This window comes from Chryseolinea sp. T2, from assembly GCF_037203685.1.
In the GTDB taxonomy this organism is placed as follows: Bacteria; Bacteroidota; Bacteroidia; order Cytophagales; family Cyclobacteriaceae; genus Chryseolinea.
Genome location: NZ_JBBCAU010000008.1, coordinates 140,772 through 163,372, shown reverse-complemented (window position 1 = coordinate 163,372; position 22,601 = coordinate 140,772). Strand labels below are relative to the sequence as shown.

The following is a 22,601-nucleotide window of genomic DNA, read 5'->3' as shown; positions in this document are numbered from 1 at the left end:
TTTATATACCCCCTTCCGGAGCATTTTATCAGGTTGCCCTTGATTTTCGACTTCCAATCCGGCTTAATAAAAACCCTGATCGTAGATTGCCGTATCATCCCGTAATAACGATGAAAAGACTAGCCTTCGCCCTTATCGCCGCCGCTATCTGCACAAGCGCCGGAGCTCAGTTCGCCAATCCGGAGCTCAACGCAATGGTCGCCGCAGAGAACGCATTTATCAAGATGGCGAAAGACAAGAACACGCGTGATGCCTTCCTCTATTTCCTTCACGACGACGCAGTCACAACCGACTCTAACGGACCAGCTACCGGAAAAGAACGAATCAGGAAACAGCCACCCAATCCATCACTACTTTCATGGGAAGTTGCATTCGGCGACATCTCTTCCGGAGGCGACCTTGGCTATGACACCGGTCCCTGGAAATTCTATCCCACTCGAGCCGATAGCGTGCCCGTTGCATGGGGACATTTCCACTCTATCTGGAGGAAGCAGCCCGATGGTACCTGGAAGAATATGCTCGATATCGGGATCTCGCACGACTCTCTGACTGTCCCTGAGCAACTGCACACTACCTCGATACCTTTGAAAGTACCTGCTGTGAAAGTGCCTGCACTGGACGCTACTATATCGTTGATGAATCAGGAAAAAGCCTTTCTGGCCGCCGTAAAAATGAACGGCATGGCCGCCTATGGTCCCGTTGCCTCGAAAGAAATCCGGTTTGCACGCCAGGGTGAGCAACCTATTATCACTGCCTCAGACAAAGAGCAATTCTTAAAAAGAGTAAGTCTCTACTCGCATCAGACTTTAGTAGACGGAGGCATTGCCTCTTCAGGAGATCTCGGCTACGTGTATGGTACAGCCAACGTCGTGGCAATGGTGAATGGCAACGAGGAAACAAAGCGCGCCACCTACCTGCGCATTTGGAAAAAGGAAAACGGAAAAGACTGGAAAATTGTGCTCGACGTAATGACGTACAATTAGAATTAAGAGTTAAGAATTAGCCATCGGCTAGTCGCCGCAAAATGACACGACCTTTGGTCGTGGTCAAAGGCAGCCCGAAGGCTGCTAGATAATTCTTAATTCTTAACTCTTAATTCTTAATTGACTCCGTGTTTGTCAATCAGCCCTATCAACGCCGCCATGCATCCCGCCCCCATGTCAAGCTCCCGCTTGCTTATTTTATCAAACGTATCTTCTTTGGTGTGATGATAGTCGAAGTAGCGTTGTGAGTCCGGCATGTAGCCAATCAGTGGTATATTAAACTTCGACAACGGCCCGATGTCTGCACCTCCACCTTCGCGTGAGAAATCCGTGAGACCGTAAGGCTCGAGAGCGGGCTTCCATCCAATAACTTTATTGCGAAATTCAGGACTTGCCGTCATTGAGAAGCCCCTCGGCGTGAAGCCCCCTTCGTCTGCTTCGATGGCTGCAATATGTTGCTCCTTCCTTTGTTCTGCCTGCAAGGCATACTCCCTGCCACCATTCAAACCGTTCTCTTCATTCATAAACAATACGACACGCACGGTGTGCTTCGGCGATAGTCCCAAACCACGATAGATCCTGAGGACTTCCATGGATTGAACGCAACCGGCACCGTCGTCGTGAGCGCCGTCGCCGAGGTCCCATGAATCAAGATGTCCGCCCACTACGATGATCTGCTCAGGATACTCGCTGCCTTTTAGTTCAGCAATAACATTATACGATTGAACATCAGACAGCATCTCGCAATGAGTTTCAAAATAAAACTGTAGCCCGTTGTCTTCCTTTAATGACTGACTGAGAAGATCTGCATGTCGTGTGCTGATGGCAATAGCAGGAATTTTCGGAGCATCCGGCTCATAGCGCAGCGCACCCGTATGTGGATAGTCCTCTGCATTCAATCCCATCGAACGAACAATTACGCCGACGGCACCATGACGCGCGGCCGCTGACGGCCCCATGGCACGCTGATCAACAGCACCCATGTAAGCATCAAATGTTCTCGGTTGAGTTACATCCATGGGACGGTTAAAGAATACGATGTTCCCTTTGATCCGATGGCTTCCCAACTGAGACAGTTCTTCGATGCTCTTCACTTCGATAACTTTTGCAGTAATTCCACCAGAACCCGTGCCAACGCTACCGCCCAGCGCACAAACATTTACAGCAACGTTCCTCTTCTTATTCGATCCCTTGATGTACGCATCTTCTTCACTGCCACGTATCCAATGTGGAACCATTACAGGCTGAAGCCAAACGGTGTCAGCAATATTCTGCATTTCTGTCTTCGCCCAGTTCACCGCCTCGGCCGCGCCCGCGGAACCGCTAAGACGCGGTCCAATCTGAGTGGTTAGATAACGAAGCCACTCGTACGACTTTCCGTTCCGAAGCGCCTCGTCAAATATGAGTTTAACATCATCAGCATCTGATGTCTGCGCGTGAACTGCCACCGGCAGTGAAAACATGGCAAACATGACTATGACTAACACTCGCAATTTCATCGCAATAACAGTGAAGGTGTATCGGTTTGTAAATGAAGGCCTCATTTAGGTTTTATCCTTAAACGTCTGTAACTTCTAAGGTCTAAATTGCATGCGGAAAGTAGTCAAGAATGATGACTCCGCAAAAGTCATTCGGGATGATCGAACGTAGTCGCAGTTGCAATTAACCGGTAAATCAAAAGCATATGGCTTTTCTATTTGATTCGTTTGAAAGCTGGAAAGAATATAGCATCGACAATAAACAGTCACTGACTACAGTGGTGCTTGATTATGAACTCGAACAAAAGGGTCGTAGCCATGAAGAGACGCTGAAAGGCCTGAAGGCTGCCTGGGAAGTAATGAAGTCAGCGGTCAACAGCGGCCTGAACGAAGATATGGTGTCGCGGTCGGGAATGATCAACAACGGCGCCAAGAAGGTATACCGGCATCCAACGGCAGTTCTTTCGATTGAATTCCAGCGACTAGTATCCCGGGCGTTGGCTGCCAAAGAAGTGAATAGCTGCATGGGCCGGATTGTTGCAGCTCCAACTGCAGGCGCAAGCGGCATCATGCCGGGCATCCTGTTTACGCTGCAGGAGATTCATCAGATTGATGATGACATGATCATCGATGCTATGCTGCTGGCTGCGGGCACTGCGCTGATCATGGAACAAAAGGCGTCGATAGCTGGCGCAGTGGGCGGTTGTCAGGCCGAAACGGGAACAGCGGCTGCCATGGGTGCGGCTTCAATCGTACATTGCCTCGGGGGAAACACCGATCAGATCTTTAACGCGATTGCCATCACCGTACAATGTATGTTGGGCCTGGTCTGCGATCCTGTCGCCGGCCTGGTGGAAGTGCCTTGCGTTGTTCGCAATGCAAGTGCCGCAGCTATCGCAAACAGCTCAGCCCAGATCGCCATCGCCGACGTAAGCAGTGTAATACCTGTTGATGAAGTTATCGAAGCTATGGGAGAAATAGGTGCGTCCATGGAATCGCGTTACAAGGAAACGGCACAGGGTGGGCTCGCAGCCACAAAGACGGGACAGGCAATTGCCCGGAAAGTGTTAATTCACGATATCGAAATTCTGCCTGATGGTAATTGATATACACTGCAACGATCACTCACAATCACTCCGACCGTAGTGTGTCGGCTGGATTCGTACGCGCCCCGCGGAATATCTGCAGACTGACAGTAGCCAACGCTAAGATTGACAGCGTCAGTAACGGCACTGCAAACAAATCGAATGTCAGACGGACTCTAAAAGCAAAGTTGCTGATCCATTCATCAGCAATGTACCAGGCAACGGGCAACGCAATCACTGCGGAAATAGCTACCAGTTTTACAAACTGCATCGATAGCAATGACACGATTCCACCAACCGTTGCACCAAGCACCTTACGTATACCGATCTCCCTCTGCCTGTTTGCTACGGTAAACGAAGCGAGCCCCCACAAACCCAAACAGGCAATAGCAATTGCCAGAACTGCAAATATGCCGAAGATGCGTTCCGTTTGTTGAACTTCCCGGTATTGCATATTGAAGAACTCATCGAGGAAATAGTATTCGAACGGATTTGCCGGGAAGAAATTCTCATAGATGCCTTCAATCTGATGTATGCTTTCCTGAATATTTCCGTTCAAGTGAACAGAGTAGAGGCTGTTGTTTGCTGACTGTGGCATGAACATCATTGGTTCATATGCAGACATCGGCGAATTCCAGTGAATGTTTTTTATCACACCTTGAATCGCCACCGGTTCACCATCACCAACGATGATTCTCTCGTGACGCGCCTCTTCGGGAGTATTGATGCCCATGCGATGCATCGCCGCTTCGTTCAGAAAAACCGCTTTCATTTCTGAAGCATTTTCCGGATTCCAGGGCTGCCCTGACAAAACCTGCATCCCATAAGTCCTTATGAAATCCGTATCTACCAGCACCACATGGATCGATTCCCGAAACTTGTTTTTATCTTCGGCAATTCCTGCCTTCTGCATCCCCGTCGTGAAACTATAACCTCCCCCTGGTATTGCCCCGGACGATGTTACGGCCGAAACAGAATGGATCTTCATCAATTCATGCTTGAACGATAGCATTCGCTCGCTCCTTCTGTCTTCGTCAATAATCTGCGGACCGGTTAAGATCAGCATTTGATCCGTCTTGAATCCCTTGTCGCTCTTCAACATATAATCGAGCTGACTGTATATGATGAAAGTTCCTGCAATCAGCAACAAGGACGACGAAAACTGAAATACAACAAGCGCGCGACGCAATCCAAAACCCCGCTCACTCTTCTTAATTCCCTTGATAACGTCAGCAGCCTGATATGACGATAAAATAAATGCCGGATAAATACCCGAGACAAATGCTCCCGACGCGAGCAGAACCCCAAATGCAGTCCACATTATCGGGTCAGAGTAATTGAATGAAATCTCTTTCCCAACAATGCTACTCAGTACCGGCAGCAACAGGCTGGCGATGGCAAACGCAAGCACCACGCTCATAAAGTTGATAACTATCGCCTCACACATAAATTGAGCGATAAGCTGACGCTTCAACACTCCCATCGCTTTTTTGACACCAACTTCCTTTGCTCGTTCAATTGCCCGAGCCGTCGAAAGGTTAACGTAGTTGATCCATGCAATACACAGAATGAATATGGAAATGAGAATGAAGAAGTACAGGCTTATCAGATGACTGTTGGCCCTGTTCAGATCAGGTGACAAATTTAACTCACGAAGCGGCTGGTATGAAAGCCTTACGCCCAACGGCTCCGTTCCAACACGATCATCCATGAAACGCTTCGTCTTTGACTCCAGCAATTTTACGTCGGCTCCCGGAACGAGTTCCACATAGGTGGTAAAGTTCATCGCAGTCCAGGCGGCATCAGGCTCTCTGTAATATTCAATCTGTAACAGATTATGCATCGGGAGAAGCATTTCAAACTGCAGATGTGCGTTGGCCGGTACGTCTTTTAGTACTGCCGTAACTACATACGTGCCGTCAACCCAATCCCTGGTCTTTACTTCAACAGATCTTCCAATAGGATCACCGTTCCCAAAGAAACGCCTGGCCATTGATTCAGTAATTACAATGGAAGAAGGCTGATCAAGAGAGTGCAACGCATCTCCCTTCAATACTTCATAACTAAAAATGCTTAGAAAAGAAGGGTCTGCAAACAGAACGTTCTCCTCGTGAAATATCCTGGCGCTTCCGTTGTTGTTGGCAATGTTCACAAGCGCTGCATCACCATATAATGGATGAACCCGCGCGTAGTTCCTCACTTCCGGTATTTCACTTTGTAAAGCTTGTCCCAATCCATAACCGAACTCAGTGAACCAATCATCCTTCCAGTTCTTGCCATACTCGGTAAATGCCGTCCGATAGATGTTGTCAGCATTCTTATGGAAATTGTCGTAGCTCATTTCGAAATCCACATATCGCCAGATGAGCATGCACGCGGCAATGCCGAAAGCTAATCCCGATACGTTAATGGCTGAATACAACTTCCGTCGTCGAAGACTGCGAAGCGCATGTTTGAAGTAGCTTAACAACACTTTTTTCCCAGGTTGAGTATTTCAGAAAGTCACGGAACTTCAGTCTTCCAAAGGGCACTCTCCTCAGTTGAAATATCGTGTCACAATCTCCTGCCCGAATACATAAACGATAACGCTCACCAGTACAGACCATATTGAAGCGCTAATGAACATGTGAAGAATCATAGTCTGCCTCGGTACGCCAAAACTCACCGCTATTGCTGCGCCCACAATTGGTGTAAACAATACCGGTGTCAGTATGGCCACACCGAAGATTCCAAAACGCTGCCATATGCGAACCAGCCTTCTGTTCTTGGGCGTAAAGCGACGTTTCCGCCTCATAAACCTGGCGACGATCTTCTGGCGGATGAACGTTCCAAAAAAGGCAAACACCAGCACAACGGTCATCATACCCGCTACGGTCGTTAATATCGTAGTGAGCAGCGTAAGCCCTGCCGCATAGCCACCCAGTGGCCCAAAAAAGAATTTGAGCATACACGAAAAGTATACCGGCACCGCTTTCAGCAATTCATCCCACATAGTTGTTCATTCTACAAATGCTGTCTGTTATTTGCAACTGAATGTCTCTGTCAACAATTCTTCCAACGCTTTCAAATGCACAAGCTATCTGTTATTATCGGCAGTTTATTACAACTTTACGCCAAAACTCAGATCTCCCGCATCTCCCAGACCGGGTACAATATAGAAACGCTCGTCTAACTGTTGGTCTACTGCACAGGTAAAAATCGAATGAGGCACACTAACATGACGTTCGATGTGATTGATTCCTTCCTGAACTGCTACCAGACTCGCAATATAGATATGTCTTGGCAATCCAACTTTTGAAATCGCATCAATGGCGCGTACGAGGGACTTTCCGGTCGCCAGCATGGGATCTACTATGATAACATCTTTGCCGGTCACAGTCGGAGAAGCGACATAATCCAATTGAATAACGAGCTCCTCACTGCCTTCCTTCCGATAGGCCCCAATAAAGCCACAGTCGGCGCGATCGAAATAATCGAGAAACCCCTGAAAGAACGGCAGCCCTGCCCGTAGCACTGTGAAGAGTACTGGCTCTGTCTTTAACAGCATAGTTGTCGACGTTCCAAGTGGCGTTTCGATACGGTGTGTATCGTATTCGAGCTTCTTTGATAGTTCATAGGCCATAACCTGCCCCAGCCGCTCAAGATTCTTCCTAAACTTCATTCTGTCTGCCTGGACGGACCGGTCACGCAACTGCGCAATAAAATGGTTGGCTACTGTATTCCCGGTGCTAAGGTTGAAAACCATGTTGCGTGCTTTTTTCTAATCAAAATTTAGAATAAAGTTGCAAGAAGAACCAACTTCTGCACCTGAATGCCAGGGTAGACTTTCGAACATTCAATATAATCGATGAAGATCCTTCAGCAGCTTTGTGAAATACATGCGCCCTCGGGCGACGAAAGTCCAATGAAAGACTTCCTTCTCCGCTATATCCGGAAGGAAATGAAGAAATGGAAGAAGAAGCCCGAACTCTTTCATGGCGATGAGTTTCAGGACTGCCTCATCCTGAAGTTTGGCAAACCACGAACGGCGATCTTCGCCCATATGGACAGCATTGGCTTCACCGTCAGGTATCATAACCAGCTGCTTCCAATTGGAAGTCCTGACGCTGAAGCAGGCACAAAACTCGTTGGCACCGACTCTTTGGGACCCATTGTATGCGAGCTGGAGTTTGATCGCGACAACCACGCATTCTACAAGTTCGGACGTCAGATCGATCGCGGCACCGGACTTACTTACCAGGTCAACTTCACAGAAACTAAAGACTATATTCAATCGGCATATCTCGATAACCGCCTCGGAGTGTACAACGCGCTGAAGGTCGCCGAGACTCTCACCGATGGCGTCATTGTCTTCAGCGCATGGGAAGAACACGGCGGTGGGTCAGTACCCTACCTTGCAAAATTCATTGCAGAAAAATGGAATGTCACGCAGGCGCTGGTCTCCGATATCACGTGGGTTACTGAAGGCGTGTTGCCAGGCAAGGGCGTCGCTATTTCCATGCGCGACAGGAACATACCTCGTAAGAAGTACGTAGATCGCATCATTGAAATTGCAAGAAAAAGAAAGGTCGAATTCCAGCTCGAGGTTGAAGGTGCAGGCTCCAGCGACGGTCGCGAACTTCAAACATCTCCGTATCCATTCGACTGGTGTTTCGTTGGCGCACCTGAAGCACACGCACACACTCCGCACGAGCGCGTGCACAAACGCGACATCGCTGCCATGATTCAACTGTATGAATGGTTGATGAAAGATCTTTAGAAAAAAACTGTTTCCGAAGAATACAACTTTCACCACCTTTAACCGCTCGGTTAAAGAGTATCACCTCGTAAGCATTTATTTATTAGTCATATCGTATGAAGACTTCCAGAAGAGATTTTATTAAAACCACTGCAATTGCAGGTGCTGGCCTTTCATTGGCTTCAGCCGAAAATCTGTTTGCAGCAACCGCTGATACAAAAGTGCGACTGGGCTTTATCGGTGTCGGACTGCGCGGACAAAATCACCTCGATCTCGCACTCAGACGCAATGATGTTGAAGTAGTGGCAATATGCGATGTGCAACAACGCATGATCGACATGAGCAAAGAGCTGATTAAAAAGTCGGGTAAGCCAATGCCTCAGGTCATTATGGATGGCGACTATGGTTACAAAAAACTGCTGGAGAATAAGAACATCGATGCCGTTGTGATCGCCACACCATGGGAATGGCATACGGTGATGTGCATCGACGCAATGAAGGCAAAAAAATATGTTGGCTGCGAAGTGATTACCGGCATGACCATAGAAGAATGCTGGGAAATCGTTCGTACCTCCGAAGAAACGGGAATGCCGCTGATGATGCTGGAGAACGTTTGTTATCGCCGCGACGTGATGGCCGTATTGAATATGGTGCGTCAGAATATCTTCGGCGAAATCGTTCACCTGCAGGGCGGCTATCAGCACGATCTTCGTGCCGTGAAATTCAATGATGGAAAGCAGGCGTATGGCGGAGGCGTTGAGTTCGGCGACAAAGCATTTTCAGAGGCAAAATGGCGTACGTTTCATTCTGTAACACGCGATGGCGACCTGTATCCTACGCACGGAATCGGCCCGGTAGCAATGATGGTTGACATCAACCGTGGCAATCGCTTTACTGAACTGGTTTCCTATTCAACGAAGTCACGCGGACTGCATGAGTACATCGTTAAGGTAGGAGGAGAAAACCACCCTAACGCAAAGGTGAATTTCAGGTTGGGTGACATTGTGACCACAATGATCAAAACTGCGAAAGGCGAGACGATTCTGTTACAGCACGACACTAACCTTCCGCGTCCCTACTCGCTTGGATTCCGCGTTCAGGGCACGAATGGTATTTGGATGGATGTGAACAACTCGATTTACATCGAGGGAAAAAGCAAGGAGCCGCATAACTGGGACAACGCAAAAGAGTGGCTTGATAAATACGATCATCCGCTCTGGAAGAAATATGGCAACGACGCCGCGGGCGCAGGCCACGGCGGAATGGACTGGTTCGTATTGAATGCATTCATTGAAGCAGTAAAGAAAAAGACGAACACTCCTCAGGATGTTTATGATGCAGTTACCTGGAGCGCAATCACTCCGCTATCGGAATCATCTATAAGGCTTGGAGGCGAAACGGTAGAATTTCCGGATTTCACAAAAGGACAGTGGATGTATCGCAAGAACGATTTTGCCACAGGTGATTCGTATTAGGTGACACTATCTACGTCACACCGTTATATACTTTGTAGCTTTGCCACTGACCACCGCCCATGCGTACTATCCTGACTGTGTTCCTTTTGGTACACTCCGTTGGGCTGCCTGCCCAGCAAGCGATTACAGGACACTACCGATATGGTCAATAGATCCAGTTGACGCCAGGAAACGCGGAAGTCGAACAGGGATTCCTGCTGTTGAGAATGACAGTTGATACCTAGTTCAGATTAAGGTGATAACCCACGCTGATCGCTATTGGCAGCGGGTCCGTCATATCGACCCGGGGATCGTTACTCACCATATCCACGTCATCATAGAATTCCTGAGAGCGGAACGGAACAAGCAATTCAAATGACCAGTAGTTAAGCTTCTTCCTCGAGTTTAATTGTATACCTGCGCCAATGGTAAAGCCGTTGTACGAGCCATTGTATTCATCCATATCAACAACCTTGATCACGCCATTGTATCCATACATGGCAAGCAGTGTAGGATTGACTTTTTTGTCAGGTGCAAACCTGAATCGCGCGCCACCATTGAAACCAAAGCCAACCAGGTTATAACCCATGCCTGCAAAAAGTCCGAGGCTCTTCACGGGCGAAATGGTCAGACGTGTTCCGAAACCTCCGAAGTCGAGACCCATTCCAAAACCCAACGTGAATTTTGCATAGTCATCCTCCAGAGCATACTTGTCTTTGTATTCCTTTTCATCACTCGTTTCCTGGGCGGAGGCAATACTTGAAATTAATAATAGCAGTACAACAAGGCGTTTTATCATGATGGATTAACGGTTTAAGAATTAAGGGGTATGTAAATCTATCCACCAATGCAGAAAATATCAGAGATCCATTCTCGCATTCCTTGCTGGTGTAAGGTTTGTGATGTTAATGCAATAGGTTTGAACGATAACACGCGGCAGCCCTGCACGTGAAATCGGAACTTCATTTAAAGTATGGGAAAGTAAAAGCCGCAGTCTCCCCTTCCTCGGAATTAACCCCGCTACGAAGAACAGAACTATCCAAAATAAAACCATAGCAAATGTGAAGACCTTTCAAATCAACGCACCTCCCGAAAACTCTAAAACTCCCTTGACTCCCGACCCTGCATTTATTCGCGCCAGCCCTGCACGTTAACTTGGTATTTTATTTAAAGTATGGGAAAGCAAAGCCGCAGTCTCCCCTTCCTCGGAATTAACCCCGCTACGAAGAACAGAACTATCCAAAATAAAACCATAGCAAACGCGAAGACCTCTCAAATCAACGCACCTCCCGAAAACTCTAAAACTCCCTTGACTCCCGACCCTGCATTTTATTCGCGGCAGCCCTGCACGTTAACTTGATACATTCCAAACAACTGCTGATCACGTGCGGGAAAACACTCTCTGCTATCGGACACTGAAATGATAGCCCACACTAAAGCCAACGGGCAATGCCGCGCTCATATTCGTGCCCATTGAGTTGAGCGCGTCGTAGTCATCATAAAAATTAGAATTCCTGAACGGCACGAGCAGCTCAAAGTTCCAGAAGTTTCCGCGGCTGCCTATCTTAAATAAATAACCTACCCCGGCAGTCACACCGTAGTAGATACCTCCGTCATTGCTGTCGCCGGTCATCACGAGAACTGCATTGTAACCATACATCGCGGTGAGATAAAATGCATGCCTGTTTTTGGGAAACAGAAATTGTGCTCCCGCATTGTAGCCTACGCCGTTTAAATTATACCCGGCACAGGCAAATAGCCCTAATCTTTCTATCGGCAGATAAGTAACGCGCCCTCCCAGTCCTCCATAGTCCATGCCTACACCCAATCCAATGTTGATTTTATGCCTGGAGTTTAAATTCTGGGCGTGTAGCGTATACGATAATATGACAAGCAACGATGCTAAGGCTGTTTTCATGACTAGTTAACTTTCAGCGAATATGTTTCAGCAACGATGTACCATCTTTCAATTGTTGATAGTAACCGTCGTTTCAGAAGCTAAGTAACCATCCAACCTGAGATCAAGAACAGCACTATAGGTTTTTGCTTCGAGTGTGCTCCTGTCTACATCCAGGGTCAGCGTCGACGTCTCTCCGGCATTTAATGAACCGTATGAAGGTGTAACAGCTACATAGGCTGCCGAAGGAGTAATTTGCCACGTCGCAGATTCAGTACTCACGTTACTAATGGTGAATTTCATTGTTGATTCATCGAAATTTACAACCATCGGCGAAGGCGAAATTTTGAAGGCTGTTGATGTAGTTATCGTTACTTTCACCGGAATGGTAAGGTCGCCCGTGGTAGTTTTGAAAACAACGTTGTCTTCAAGTGTCTGTGGCAGCAGACCCGTTATATCAGCCTTGATGACAATGGGCCCCGCATTCACTACTCCACTCATGTGATTTACATCAACCCATTCGGGCTTATAGATCACCTGCCAATGGATAGTGCCGGATGTACTGGCAAAGAGGTCAACGTACTGCTCAAGGTAGTCGGACCTTAAGATTACAATGCTCGGGCTCGCCATAACAGGTGGTAATTTTATCCTGTCATCCTGGCAACTGAATATGAGCACAACGATAATCGCAGCTAACAGATGGCGCATTGTTTTCATCGCCTTTTGGTTTACATGTACCACAAGTTACAGAAATAAAGACCTTTAAATCAATGCTTGTGTCAATTATGAGCCATCTGACTTTTTGATTCGTTTGCATCGGGTCCCGTTGCTAACAGTTGAGCGGGAATCTCTGCCCATGTCCCGGATTCTGCTAATTTTGCAATCCCTTTGGAAAATCCTATGATCGTTAAGGACCTCGAGTTCGTCAAATTCATAACCAAAACGAAAGTTCAGGCACAGGTGAAGGCGCTGGCTGAAATGATCAATGCCGACTACCAGTCGAAAGCGCCAGTGTTTCTGCCCATATTAAATGGGTCGTTCATGTTCGCTTCCGACCTGATGAAACAAATCGATGTTCCTAATAAGATATCGTTTGTGAAGGTATCCTCTTATTCAGGCACGGCGAGCACGGGCCAGCTTAAGACTTTGGTCGGTCTGGAGCTCAGCCTGTTCAATCAGGATGTGATCATAGTCGAAGACATCGTCGATACCGGCCTCACGTTACAAAAGATCGTGAACGAATTGAAAGAATTGGGTACACGGTCCGTGGAAGTTGTCGCTCTTCTGAGGAAGCCTCCTGCCCGCGAAAAAAAGATGGATGTTAAATATGTCGGCTTCGACATCGAGAACGATTTTGTACTCGGTTATGGATTAGACTACGACGGCCATGGACGCAATTTGACCGATATCTATCGTATGAAACCAACAAATTCCGAAAATCCGGCTTTATAAATTGTGGGATGCATTCACTATCTTCGTCGGCTAAACTGGTGGGAACACCCGCCTTTTCGAACACTTTCAACTCCTAATGCATGATTAACATTATCCTCTTCGGACCTCCGGGCGCGGGTAAAGGCACGCAAAGTGCCAAGCTCATCGACAAGTATTCTCTGCTTCATATTTCAACAGGTGACCTGTTCCGAAAACATTTGAAAGAAGGTACTCCTCTTGGTAAACTTGCCCAGGATTACATGACAAAGGGCAACCTGGTACCTGATCAGGTTGTGATTGACATGGTGGATGACAAGATCAAAAGCAGCCCCGGCATCGGAGGCATCATCTTCGATGGATTTCCGCGTACTATTCCTCAGGCAGAGGCACTCGATCGCCTCCTCGCAAACCTGGGAGCTCCCATCAAGGTTCTTGTTGAGCTCGTAGTAACCGAAGATGAACTTCGTTCGCGTCTTGCGTCAAGGGCACTGAAAGAAAATCGCCCCGACGACGCCAAACCGGAAGTGATTAACAATCGCATTTCAGTATATAAAGCAGAAACCGTATCGGTGGCAGGCTATTATAAAAACCTTGGACGTTATGCGTCTGTGGTTGGTGTTGGTGAGATCGATGCCATTTTCCATAACATCTGTCGCGAGGTCGACAAAAGCTTATTGCTGTAGTCTATGGTCACTAACCATCTCCGATTCTCAATTCTTAATTCTTAATTCTTAATTGAATTGTCGTCCCCCAATTTCATCGATTACGTAAAGTTCTGTTCACGGTCGGGCAACGGGGGGGCTGGATACCTTCATTTTCATAGGGAAAAATTCATTCAGCACGGCGGTCCCGATGGTGGTGACGGAGGTCGTGGGGGTCACGTCATCCTCAAGGGCAACAGTCAGCTGTGGACGCTCCTTCACCTGAAGTATCGGAAGCATGTCATTGCTACTCCGGGCAATCGCGGAGAAGAGCAGAACCGTACGGGCGCAAGCGGTAAGGACGAAATTCTCGAAGTTCCCCTCGGAACTATAGCACGCAACGCCGAGACCGACGAAGTGCTTTTTGAAATCACCGAAGACGGTAAAGAATACATTCTTACACCTGGTGGTCGCGGCGGAAAGGGAAATGCCTTTTTTGCAACGTCAACCAATCAGGCTCCTCAGCATGCTCAGCCGGGCGAAGCAGGACGTGAGGAATGGATCATACTTGAATTGAAGCTGCTTGCCGACGTTGGCCTTGTCGGCTTTCCAAACGCCGGCAAATCAACATTGCTGTCAGTTGTTTCTGCTGCCAAACCAAAGATCGCCGACTATCCATTTACAACGTTGACGCCTAACCTGGGCGTTGTGTCCTATCGCGAGGATCAATCGTTCGTAATGGCCGACATTCCAGGCATCATCGAAGGCGCAGCTGAAGGCAAGGGCCTCGGCCTTCGCTTCCTGCGTCACATCGAACGAAACTCACTTCTCCTCTTCCTTATTCCCGCCGACAGCGCCGACATCGGGAAGGAGTACGACATCCTGTTAGGTGAGATCTCCCAATACAACCCGGAGTTGCTCGACAAGAAGCGCATTCTGGCTATTTCGAAATCCGACATGCTCGACGACGAACTCCAGGCCGCCCTTTCAAAGGAACTTCCCGCCGATCTCCCCGCAGTCTTCATCTCTTCAGTAACGGGAAAAGGCATTATGCCCCTGAAAGACCTGATCTGGAAAAACCTGCACTAAACTCGCTCAAACCGGCCCCCTGATCCACCGCCACTCCTGGAGTAGTTAAATCTACTTGCCTGCTAAAAGACTCGTTACCCACTCAGGACTCAGGACTAAAGACTCAGGACTATCATATTTTTCCGGTCTTTTTGGCACTACCTCCGTCTTTGGCAAAATTGTTGACCTTTGCCCGTCATTTGAATTGCCGTCCTGAGGCGGCTCCAAAAACACATTAGAAATGAGTCAAAACGAAGAAATTCTTTCCGAAGATAACGGCACGCCCGAAAATGTGGCAGGTTCCGGCACTGCCACCGCTGAAGCAAACGTCGCTGCCGAGGTGACGAAATTGCAGAACGACCTCACCGAACAAAAAGACAAGTTCATTCGCTTGTATTCAGAGTTCGAGAACTTCCGCCGCCGTACGGCCAAGGAGAAACTGGATTTGATTCAGTCTGCAAATGAACAACTGCTGAAAACGCTTCTTCCTGTCGTCGATGATTTCGAACGCGCGGAGAAGTCATTTCAGAACAAGGAGGACAAGGAGCTGGAAGGCTTTTTCCTCATCCACAGCAAATTCAAAAAGGTATTGGAACAAAGCGGGTTGAAGGTAATGGACCTGAAGGCCGGATCGGACTTTAACACCGACCTGCACGAAGCCATCACCCAGGTTCCGGTAACCGATGATGCATTGAATGGCAAGATCGTAGACGTTGTCGAAAAGGGCTATATGCTTAACGACAAGGTGGTACGCCATGCTAAAGTCGTTGTCGGAAGCAAGTAACGGAACAGCACCCCATCACCTAATTTTACATGTCAACGAAACGGGATTATTACGAAATACTGGGTGTCGCCAAGACAGCAACGCCGGAGGAGATAAAGAAGGCCTATCGAAAAGTGGCCATCCAATTTCACCCGGATAAGAACCCTGACAACAAGGAAGCCGAGGAGAAATTCAAGGAAGCAGCTGAAGCTTATGAAGTCCTTAGCGACGCCGACAAGCGTGCTAAGTACGATCGCTTTGGTCATTCCAGGGGTAGCAGCGGTGGATATAGCGGCGGCCATGAGATGAACATGGAAGACATCTTCAGCCAGTTCGGAGACATCTTCGGTGGCGGCGGAAGTCCTTTCGAAAGCTTCTTCGGTGGAGGCGGCGGAACCCGTAACGGTCGCCGTGTTCGTAAAGGATCGAACCTTCGTATCAAGCTGAAACTCACTCTCGATGAAATCGCCAATGGAGTCGAAAAGAAACTGAAGGTCAATCGCCTCATCAAAGCTGAGGGCGTCACTTTCAAGACCTGTACAACCTGTCAGGGCTCCGGCCAGGTGCGCAAAGTGGTCAATACGATGCTTGGACAGATGGTTTCGTCCAGCACTTGTCCTACCTGCGACGGCGCAGGTCAGGTGATCGATAAGCGTCCCAGTGGCGTCGATAACTCAGGACTTGTATCGAAAGAAGAAGTTATCTCTGTGAAGATCCCCGCTGGCGTTGCAGACGGCATGCAGTTGTCAATGTCCGGAAAGGGCAACGAAGCACCTGGTGGCGTGGCCGGCGACCTGCTCATAGTAATCGAAGAACAGGAAGACAAACAGCTGAAACGCGATGGAAATAACCTCGTGTTCGACCTCTACATCAGCTTCGTGGATGCCGCATTGGGTACCGCAGTTGAAGTACCGTCGGTTAATGGAAAGGTAAAGATCAAGATCGACCCCGGAACCCAGAGCGGAAAAATCCTCCGACTGAGGGGAAAAGGCCTCAAAGATGTGAACGGCTATGAGGTTGGAGATCAGCTGATTTATGTAAACGTTTGGACGCCGAAAAAACTTACGGCAGAAGAACGGACAAAATTGGAGAGCTTCAGGCAGTCCCCCAACTTCGAACCCCACCCGGATGCCAACGAAAAGGGCTTTTTTGAACGAATGAAGGAGTTTTTCAATTAGTCAGAAATACTCAACTATTTCCACTGAGCCTCGTTTAACATTGATTAGACGAGGCTTTTTTACGATTTAACGCTAAATCTTACACTGCGTAACTTCGTGGGAGCCAAGGCCGTAAATATTCGTCATGCAGAAGAAATATTGGCTTACAGGCTGGGCAATTGCGATCGTGGGGTTGGCGTGTGGGCAGATCAAAAAGCAATTCACCGTAGAGGACGCCCCTTACTGTGAGAATATTAGCCTCACTTTGAAGGCGAATAGTGGCAACTGCTTCATCAAACCAAGCCAGAATCCAGAGATCCTTAACGTATACAGCAACCAGTCTGAATCGGGCTACGCCCACAATTTTCGCAAAGAGGTAAAGGGCAAAACCTGCGAGGTGGTCCTGAACCTGGAGGAAGTTCAGGCCGAAGGTCTTAGCCAGACGATTTCTACCCGCTTCTTCGGCCCGAGCGACAAGCCCGCCGACGACAAGGTCTGGAAAATGTACCTCACCAACTCCAAACCCTATCTGCTCGAACTGAACTACGGCGTTGGAAATGCCAACATCGATCTGTCCGGACTTGCTGTAAAAAAACTGAAGATCAACACCGGCAGCGCCGACGTCAACGTGGGCTATTACTCTGCCCTCGAAAACCAGGTCGACATGGATACCTTTTTTGTGAAGGTCGACCTTGGATCGGTAAACGTTAAGAACATTAGCCTTTCCCGCACCCATTGTGTGATGGCCGATGTCGGTTTCGGAAACATGACCCTCGACTTCAGCAATAAGCCGGTTGTTTCAAACCGCATCAAAGGAAGCGTTGGAGCTGGCAACCTTACCATCATCCTTCCAAAAGAAGAAACTCCTGTTCTGGTTAAGATCCAGGATTCATGGCTTTGCAGCGTAAACATTCCTTCCGACCTCAAGAAGGTCGGTGAAAATACATTCGCCAATCGCGCCTATTCCAAGGGAGCAAAGAATGCCCTCGTCTTCGACCTCGACGTGTCGATGGGGAATATTGTGTTTAAATAATTCACGGACGATCTCATACAACAAACGACGGGGTAGAGACGCAATGCATTGCGTCTCTACGATTCAACGCATTGCGTTGACACGACAACATTGCCTCTACCGCGGTTTCAAAACCAACCTATTCCCGCTCGCCTTCTCAATCTCCTCCTTATTCATTAACATCTTTCTAAACTTCCCCGTTGCGTACATCTCCGCCTGATCAGAATAATACGAGCTCATCACATTCCCCGACTGCCCTGACGGCGAAACCGTCTCGCCTTTTTCAATAGCTCCGAAATCCATGATCTTACGAAGTGCTGGTCCTCCGGTAACATGGAAGTAGCCTGTGGTATCAAGTTCGAAATGCAGATTATTCAGTACTTCATTTCCTCCATCCACCGGGAACGGCCCAACGCTGAACAGTTTATCGAGCACACTCACAACTCCAAGTGGATGCTTGTGCTTAAGGGTATGAATTTTACCCCATACCCAATCCTCAGGCTTGTCTCCACACGATTCATGTAACAGCGTCAACGTCTTTTGCGCTGCCTTATCAAAAATCATTGCGCGTGTTTCGCTTATGCTCCTGGTATGAATATCATCCCACCACGGCGAACTTTCATTTTTGATAAACTTGTTCACCGAGTTCTTGGGAACCGACGTGGCCAATATTGAATGTAGCGCGTCAGCTCCGATCTCATCTTTCATGGTGAGATAATAGATCTGCGACAACATGTTATAATAAACAGAAGGCGCCGTGTCGGTACTCTTGTGATCACCATTCCAGTTCTGAAGCAGTTCAATTAGCGGAGCGTATTCTTCCTTATTCAAAGATTTCAATACCGTTGCCATCTCCTTTGCAACTTCCGGAGCGCTGATTGAAACCACATCAAGATTGACCTCCTTCATGTCGTCGGACTTCCACTCCTTATCCTTGCTCAGGTACTCGACGATCCGTCCCGCTCTTGCCTTCGGATAATAATAGCCAGGATATAGCACGCCATCAACAGTGTCCGGTTGATTGTTTGCCGAGTACACATAGCCCCAGGGTGGATTGATAACTTGTGGATTCTTCGTGAAGTCGTAGTAACCCTGATACTCATCGTTTCCGCTTGCCCCATCTAAGAATAGTTTACTTACTGCATGCTTGGGTCTAACAGGCAATTTAGCACAGGCCCACCACGCAATGTTGCCGTCAACGTCCGCATACATCACATTGAGTCCCGGCGCTGAGAAGGTGGCCGCTGCTTTTTCCGCGTCGCGAAAACTCTGCGCATGATTCAATAGCCACGCAGCCTGCAAAGCTTCGTTTGTTTCCCTGGTAAGAATCCACGATAAGGCTACTGCCTGCTCTTCTGGAGCATTTTCCATGATGCCATTGATCAACGCACCATGGCGCGACGAACGCACTTCCAGTTCAACATCCGGCCTCCCCTTTACTTTGATAATCTCCTTTCGAACAGACAAATCTTCCCATTGATCTCTGAACTTAACCTGATTTACTTTGTGGGGATTCACCGTCTCAAAATAAAAATCAGCGTCGTCATTTTCGAACATGGTAAGTCCCCAACCCGAGTGACGGTTGTTGCCCAACAATCCAAATGGTATCCCAGCGATGTGATGACCATAGAAGCTCTTGCCTGAATACTCCATGTGCGCTTCGTACCAGACGGCTGGCTGACCAAATCCAATATGCGTGTCGTTCTCAAGGATAGGATATCCGCTTTCCGTTCTGCTGCCAGCAACAACCCAGCCGTTGCTTCCGCTCCAGAGAGGAGCAGGAATCTTACTCAACGCCTCATCTATGGTAGCAATGAGCGAATCACCAGGTGAATTCTTAATGGCTCCTTTATAGCTCTTTATCTTAATTGCATCCGGTGGCGTCTGTACGGCGAAGTCTGTGAGATACTCATCGCCATATTCGCTCCTGATCTTTTGCAACACTGGATCTGCGTGTAGCCCTTCCGCGAAGCCAAAAGACATAAAGCCGACTGCCAGATAGATATCTTCAGGTTTAAACTCTTCTTTGGGTATTCCTATGATGGTAAACTCGATCGGTGTCTTGCCAGTCTTGATATACTGGTTAACACCCTTTTGATAAGCAAGCGCATCTTTTTGAAAAGCTGCAGTGTCCGCATTGAGAAACTTCCGTGCATGCTCTTTTGCAAACTGATTAATGCCAAGCGTTCGGAACAACTTATCAACCTTGATCAAATCTTCACCTAAAATTTCAGAGAGCCTTCCACCTGCAGCGCGTCTCAGCATTTCCATTTGAAATAGTCTGTCCTGTGCGTGCACATAGCCAAGGGCAAAGTATGCATCCTCTTCGTTTTGAGCATAAATGTGAGGCACTCCATAATTGTCGTAGAGAACCTGCACTTCTGCTTTCAATCCGTCAAGTATGACGGTTCCTGAATAATCAGGGGCCGTAGACAGTAAATAGAAATAGAGTCCAATGATGATTGCAAAGATCACTACAACGAGTCCAATAACAATTCGTTTGAATATCTTCATGGCGGGGGCTCCTCAGATTGAATCAGGAAATGTCTAACAGGTCAATTCACTCGATAACGCACGCATTCACTGAGCATTGGAAAAAGAAAATCGTTTCAGGCTTTGTTCATATACTTCCCTGGCAGTTGCCAGCACTGGCTGAAGCCTCGAATCACTGCGCAATTTCGTCAACACGGGATGATTTTTCAGATACAAATAATCTTTAGGATTCTTCTTCAGATAGTCGATAGCCTCATCATTCATTTCCAGAAGTGTATAGGTTATTTCGTCTCGTCTCAAATTTAACGCGTCTTTCTGGCCGCTGGCTGCCAACCTGTATGCATGCATAACATCAGCTCTGTAGGGATTAAGCGGCCTAATTCGGTCGATAAACTGGTCAGCCGCCTTAAAATCACCTGAAACGATTTTCACACCCGCGAAATCGGCCAACGCGTTCACATTATCCGGCTCAAGTGCTAACGCTTTTTGTAAATACACTTCCGCTTTCGCAAGGTTGCCGTTCCCAAAGTGGAATCCACCCACGAGATTGTGGCCGTTTGATGAAAGTGGGTCCAACGTAATACTGAGCTCTGCAAGCTCGAGTGCTTTATCAAATAGTCCATGTCGTCTCATGAATAAAGAAAGTTCCTCCGTCACCGTGTTATCATTGGGGCTTCGTTGATAAGCCATCAACATATATTTGAAGATACTGTCAGGTTGCTCGCGCAATTCATTCTGAACATAATTGTTCGTAAATGTGAAAGCCTTCACGAGAAGCGAATAAAATGACTTGGGATCCAGCCGGTAAGAGATGGTAGCCAGCGAGTCACGGAGCTTCAAATAGTTAGCCCGATCCGATGCCCACCAGCTGTGCGTATCGTACAGGTCCGCCAACGCGGCATAGGCAATCGCATACTTCGGATCGAGTTCAATCGCCTTTGAAAATTCGGATTCTGCTTCCAGAAAGTCAGGTAGACGATGCGAGAGCTGATAGCGACTGTCATGTATGAACAGACCTTTGAGATAATGCTCATAGGCCTTCGGATTTGAAGGTCGCGCAAGCATTCTCGGTTGGTCCTCATTTTGCAGATGATGCCTGAGGGACTTCGCGATCTTCAATGACACTTCATCCTGCACACTGAAGATGTCCGACAGGTTCGTATTGTAATCCTCCGACCACAAATGTGATTCGTCTGAGACCGAAATCAACTCCGCCGTCACACGCAACTTCTCTCCTGACTTCCGCACACTGCCTTCCAATACGTGTGTAACGTTCAATTCCTTTCCAATCTCAGCAATAGACTTCGACGTCTTCTTGTACTTCATCACCGACGCCCGGGCAATTACCTTTAAGTCCCTGAGCTGAGATAGGTCCGTGATGATCTGCACCGTAACGCCATCACTGAAGTATTCCTGCTCAGGATCGTTGCTGATATTTACAAACGGGAGAACGGCTATTGAACTTGGTGCTGACCCAAATGTCGCTGCAACGGCTGCACTACTCGCCTGTGATCGCGAATAGACAAAATACGCAAGTGCCAGCAACAAAATTGCACCTGCAACAATCGACACCTTTGTCAAATTGGAAACACGCGCCTTTTGCTTAGGGTGATCAATCCCTTCTGCTATATCATCTTTTCTATCATCCCTATTCACCTCACTTCGCTCATCCTTAACTTCTCTTCGCCTGCTATTTGCTTCACTTTGTGAAACGGTTGTCGAATTCACGATATCCCTGATGCAGATAGCCACCTTGTTGATCTGATCGCGGTAAAAAGTATGACTTTGATTTTCACGAGGCTCATCCTCATGCGACCTGAGTGGACGATTAACCCCGGATGAAGTGTATATGAAATCAACAGGTCTGAGTACGCCCTTGGTCTCAGCCTCAAAGAGATTACGATCGCTTTGGTCCAGTTCATGGATTCGTATCGGAAGAATCCGACTCGTGACATTCCCGTTTTTTAACTTCACCTTAAGACCAAACTCATCGCTAAGTGCGTGGTCGCGGAATGCCAGCAACTCATGTTTCCACGCGAAGCTCTCCGGATCACAATAAGTTCTTGATAGAATAGGAATGAAGACCAGGCACCTTATCTTATCTCTCAGAGAATCTGCAACATCGTTGGTTTCATGAATCCCATCGTGTTGATTCTGGTCAAAGTAGATTGACAAGTCCCTTTTAAAGGTCGCCTCCAGCTCATTGCGGAGGTTGTTTACAAACTCGGTGACCCATCCATCGTACTTGTTATCCTTGTGGCGATAACTGATAAAGATATCGTATTGATGGCCGGCAACTGTCGGGGGCATATACTAAAGATTTAGGCAGCTTCTAAACATCGATTTAGAGAGCTACTAAAGATAAAGAATCCGTCCGGCAATTGTAATTAGTCCCTATCTT

Annotated in this window: 19 protein-coding genes; 10 read left to right on the top strand and 9 right to left on the bottom strand. The window is 47.8% G+C overall.

Annotated elements, in window-relative coordinates; translation table 11 throughout:
- Positions 1-110 precede the first annotated feature (110 nt).
- Entirely contained in the window at positions 111-983 is an 873-nt protein-coding gene (locus WBG78_RS23905; RefSeq protein ID WP_337329032.1) for a nuclear transport factor 2 family protein, read from the top strand.
- A gap of 116 nt (positions 984-1,099) precedes the next feature.
- Here the strand turns inward: WBG78_RS23905 and WBG78_RS23900 are convergent, their stop codons facing one another.
- Entirely contained in the window at positions 1,100-2,482 is a 1,383-nt protein-coding gene (locus WBG78_RS23900) for a M28 family peptidase (RefSeq protein ID WP_337329031.1), read from the bottom strand.
- Between the two features lie 185 nt (positions 2,483-2,667).
- On the opposite strand from WBG78_RS23900, the gene sdaAA reads away from it, so the two are divergent.
- Positions 2,668-3,567 carry an L-serine ammonia-lyase, iron-sulfur-dependent, subunit alpha gene (sdaAA, locus tag WBG78_RS23895; RefSeq protein WP_337329030.1) on the top strand — a complete coding sequence of 300 codons (900 nt, stop codon included), beginning with the start codon at positions 2,668-2,670 and terminating at the stop codon, positions 3,565-3,567.
- 25 nt (positions 3,568-3,592) lie between these two features.
- Here the strand turns inward: sdaAA and WBG78_RS23890 are convergent, their stop codons facing one another.
- The 3 genes from WBG78_RS23890 to upp all read right to left on the bottom strand — a co-directional run bounded on the left by WBG78_RS23890 (position 3,593) and on the right by upp (position 7,291).
- Positions 3,593-6,019 carry an ABC transporter permease gene (locus WBG78_RS23890; protein ID WP_337329029.1) on the bottom strand — a complete coding sequence of 809 codons (2,427 nt, stop codon included), beginning with the start codon at positions 6,017-6,019 and terminating at the stop codon, positions 3,593-3,595.
- A gap of 63 nt (positions 6,020-6,082) precedes the next feature.
- Positions 6,083-6,493, bottom strand: coding sequence for a hypothetical protein (locus tag WBG78_RS23885; RefSeq protein WP_337329028.1), 411 nt, complete (start codon positions 6,491-6,493; stop codon positions 6,083-6,085).
- Positions 6,494-6,646: 153 nt separating this feature from the next.
- A complete protein-coding gene (gene upp, locus WBG78_RS23880; protein WP_337329027.1) occupies positions 6,647-7,291 on the bottom strand; it encodes a uracil phosphoribosyltransferase in 645 nt (214 codons plus the stop codon).
- A gap of 102 nt (positions 7,292-7,393) precedes the next feature.
- On the opposite strand from upp, the gene WBG78_RS23875 reads away from it, so the two are divergent.
- Entirely contained in the window at positions 7,394-8,305 is a 912-nt protein-coding gene (locus WBG78_RS23875) for a M20/M25/M40 family metallo-hydrolase (protein ID WP_337329026.1), read from the top strand.
- A 95-nt stretch (positions 8,306-8,400) separates the two neighbouring features.
- Positions 8,401-9,759, top strand: coding sequence for a Gfo/Idh/MocA family protein (locus tag WBG78_RS23870; RefSeq protein WP_337329025.1), 1,359 nt, complete (start codon positions 8,401-8,403; stop codon positions 9,757-9,759).
- 220 nt (positions 9,760-9,979) lie between these two features.
- Here WBG78_RS23870 and WBG78_RS23865 read toward each other — a convergent pair whose 3' ends face one another.
- The 3 genes from WBG78_RS23865 to WBG78_RS23855 form a co-directional block, all read right to left on the bottom strand.
- Positions 9,980-10,537: a hypothetical protein gene (locus tag WBG78_RS23865; protein WP_337329024.1), complete on the bottom strand. Its 558-nt coding sequence runs from the start codon at positions 10,535-10,537 to the stop codon at positions 9,980-9,982.
- Between the two features lie 606 nt (positions 10,538-11,143).
- Positions 11,144-11,656 (bottom strand): hypothetical protein, encoded by a 513-nt coding sequence (locus tag WBG78_RS23860; RefSeq protein WP_337329023.1) that lies wholly within the window; start codon positions 11,654-11,656, stop codon positions 11,144-11,146.
- Positions 11,657-11,704: 48 nt separating this feature from the next.
- On the bottom strand, positions 11,705-12,352 hold the full coding sequence (locus WBG78_RS23855; protein ID WP_337329022.1) for a BACON domain-containing protein: 648 nt from the start codon (positions 12,350-12,352) through the stop codon (positions 11,705-11,707).
- A gap of 183 nt (positions 12,353-12,535) precedes the next feature.
- On the opposite strand from WBG78_RS23855, the gene hpt reads away from it, so the two are divergent.
- The 6 genes from hpt to WBG78_RS23825 all read left to right on the top strand — a co-directional run bounded on the left by hpt (position 12,536) and on the right by WBG78_RS23825 (position 17,728).
- The gene (gene hpt, locus WBG78_RS23850; RefSeq protein WP_337329021.1) at positions 12,536-13,087 is read left to right on the top strand and encodes a hypoxanthine phosphoribosyltransferase; all 552 of its coding nucleotides are present in this window, start codon (positions 12,536-12,538) and stop codon (positions 13,085-13,087) included.
- A gap of 80 nt (positions 13,088-13,167) precedes the next feature.
- Entirely contained in the window at positions 13,168-13,749 is a 582-nt protein-coding gene (locus tag WBG78_RS23845) for an adenylate kinase (protein ID WP_337329020.1), read from the top strand.
- A gap of 57 nt (positions 13,750-13,806) precedes the next feature.
- Positions 13,807-14,796, top strand: coding sequence for a GTPase ObgE (obgE, locus tag WBG78_RS23840; RefSeq protein ID WP_337329019.1), 990 nt, complete (start codon positions 13,807-13,809; stop codon positions 14,794-14,796).
- A gap of 220 nt (positions 14,797-15,016) precedes the next feature.
- Positions 15,017-15,559, top strand: a complete 543-nt coding sequence (locus tag WBG78_RS23835) for a nucleotide exchange factor GrpE (RefSeq protein ID WP_337329018.1) — start codon at positions 15,017-15,019, stop codon at positions 15,557-15,559.
- A 29-nt stretch (positions 15,560-15,588) separates the two neighbouring features.
- The gene (dnaJ, locus tag WBG78_RS23830; RefSeq protein ID WP_337329017.1) at positions 15,589-16,716 is read left to right on the top strand and encodes a molecular chaperone DnaJ; all 1,128 of its coding nucleotides are present in this window, start codon (positions 15,589-15,591) and stop codon (positions 16,714-16,716) included.
- A gap of 124 nt (positions 16,717-16,840) precedes the next feature.
- A complete protein-coding gene (locus WBG78_RS23825) occupies positions 16,841-17,728 on the top strand; it encodes a hypothetical protein (protein ID WP_337329016.1) in 888 nt (295 codons plus the stop codon).
- 96 nt (positions 17,729-17,824) lie between these two features.
- On the opposite strand, the gene WBG78_RS23820 is transcribed toward WBG78_RS23825, so the two are convergent.
- Complete coding sequence (locus tag WBG78_RS23820; protein ID WP_337329015.1) at positions 17,825-20,221, bottom strand: penicillin acylase family protein; 2,397 nt, start codon at positions 20,219-20,221, stop codon at positions 17,825-17,827.
- Positions 20,222-20,287: 66 nt separating this feature from the next.
- A complete protein-coding gene (locus WBG78_RS23815; RefSeq protein WP_337329014.1) occupies positions 20,288-22,510 on the bottom strand; it encodes a tetratricopeptide repeat protein in 2,223 nt (740 codons plus the stop codon).
- Between the last annotated feature and the right edge of the window lie 91 nt (positions 22,511-22,601).

Excerpts from the sequence above, each read along its gene's own strand:
- WBG78_RS23815 (WP_337329014.1), bottom strand. The coding sequence starts at position 22,510 with ATGCCCCCGACAGTTGCCGGCCATCAATACGATATCTTTATCAGTTAT.
- sdaAA (WP_337329030.1), top strand. The coding sequence starts at position 2,668 with ATGGCTTTTCTATTTGATTCGTTTGAAAGCTGGAAAGAATATAGCATC.
- WBG78_RS23820 (WP_337329015.1), bottom strand. The coding sequence starts at position 20,221 with ATGAAGATATTCAAACGAATTGTTATTGGACTCGTTGTAGTGATCTTT.
- upp (WP_337329027.1), bottom strand. The coding sequence starts at position 7,291 with ATGGTTTTCAACCTTAGCACCGGGAATACAGTAGCCAACCATTTTATT.
- WBG78_RS23860 (WP_337329023.1), bottom strand. The coding sequence starts at position 11,656 with ATGAAAACAGCCTTAGCATCGTTGCTTGTCATATTATCGTATACGCTA.
- WBG78_RS23875 (WP_337329026.1), top strand. The coding sequence starts at position 7,394 with ATGAAGATCCTTCAGCAGCTTTGTGAAATACATGCGCCCTCGGGCGAC.
- WBG78_RS23870 (WP_337329025.1), top strand. The coding sequence starts at position 8,401 with ATGAAGACTTCCAGAAGAGATTTTATTAAAACCACTGCAATTGCAGGT.
- WBG78_RS23845 (WP_337329020.1), top strand. The coding sequence starts at position 13,168 with ATGATTAACATTATCCTCTTCGGACCTCCGGGCGCGGGTAAAGGCACG.
- WBG78_RS23905 (WP_337329032.1), top strand. The coding sequence starts at position 111 with ATGAAAAGACTAGCCTTCGCCCTTATCGCCGCCGCTATCTGCACAAGC.
- hpt (WP_337329021.1), top strand. The coding sequence starts at position 12,536 with ATGATCGTTAAGGACCTCGAGTTCGTCAAATTCATAACCAAAACGAAA.
- WBG78_RS23900 (WP_337329031.1), bottom strand. The coding sequence starts at position 2,482 with ATGAAATTGCGAGTGTTAGTCATAGTCATGTTTGCCATGTTTTCACTG.
- WBG78_RS23885 (WP_337329028.1), bottom strand. The coding sequence starts at position 6,493 with ATGCTCAAATTCTTTTTTGGGCCACTGGGTGGCTATGCGGCAGGGCTT.
- WBG78_RS23855 (WP_337329022.1), bottom strand. The coding sequence starts at position 12,352 with ATGAAAACAATGCGCCATCTGTTAGCTGCGATTATCGTTGTGCTCATA.
- WBG78_RS23835 (WP_337329018.1), top strand. The coding sequence starts at position 15,017 with ATGAGTCAAAACGAAGAAATTCTTTCCGAAGATAACGGCACGCCCGAA.
- dnaJ (WP_337329017.1), top strand. The coding sequence starts at position 15,589 with ATGTCAACGAAACGGGATTATTACGAAATACTGGGTGTCGCCAAGACA.
- WBG78_RS23865 (WP_337329024.1), bottom strand. The coding sequence starts at position 10,537 with ATGATAAAACGCCTTGTTGTACTGCTATTATTAATTTCAAGTATTGCC.
- WBG78_RS23825 (WP_337329016.1), top strand. The coding sequence starts at position 16,841 with ATGCAGAAGAAATATTGGCTTACAGGCTGGGCAATTGCGATCGTGGGG.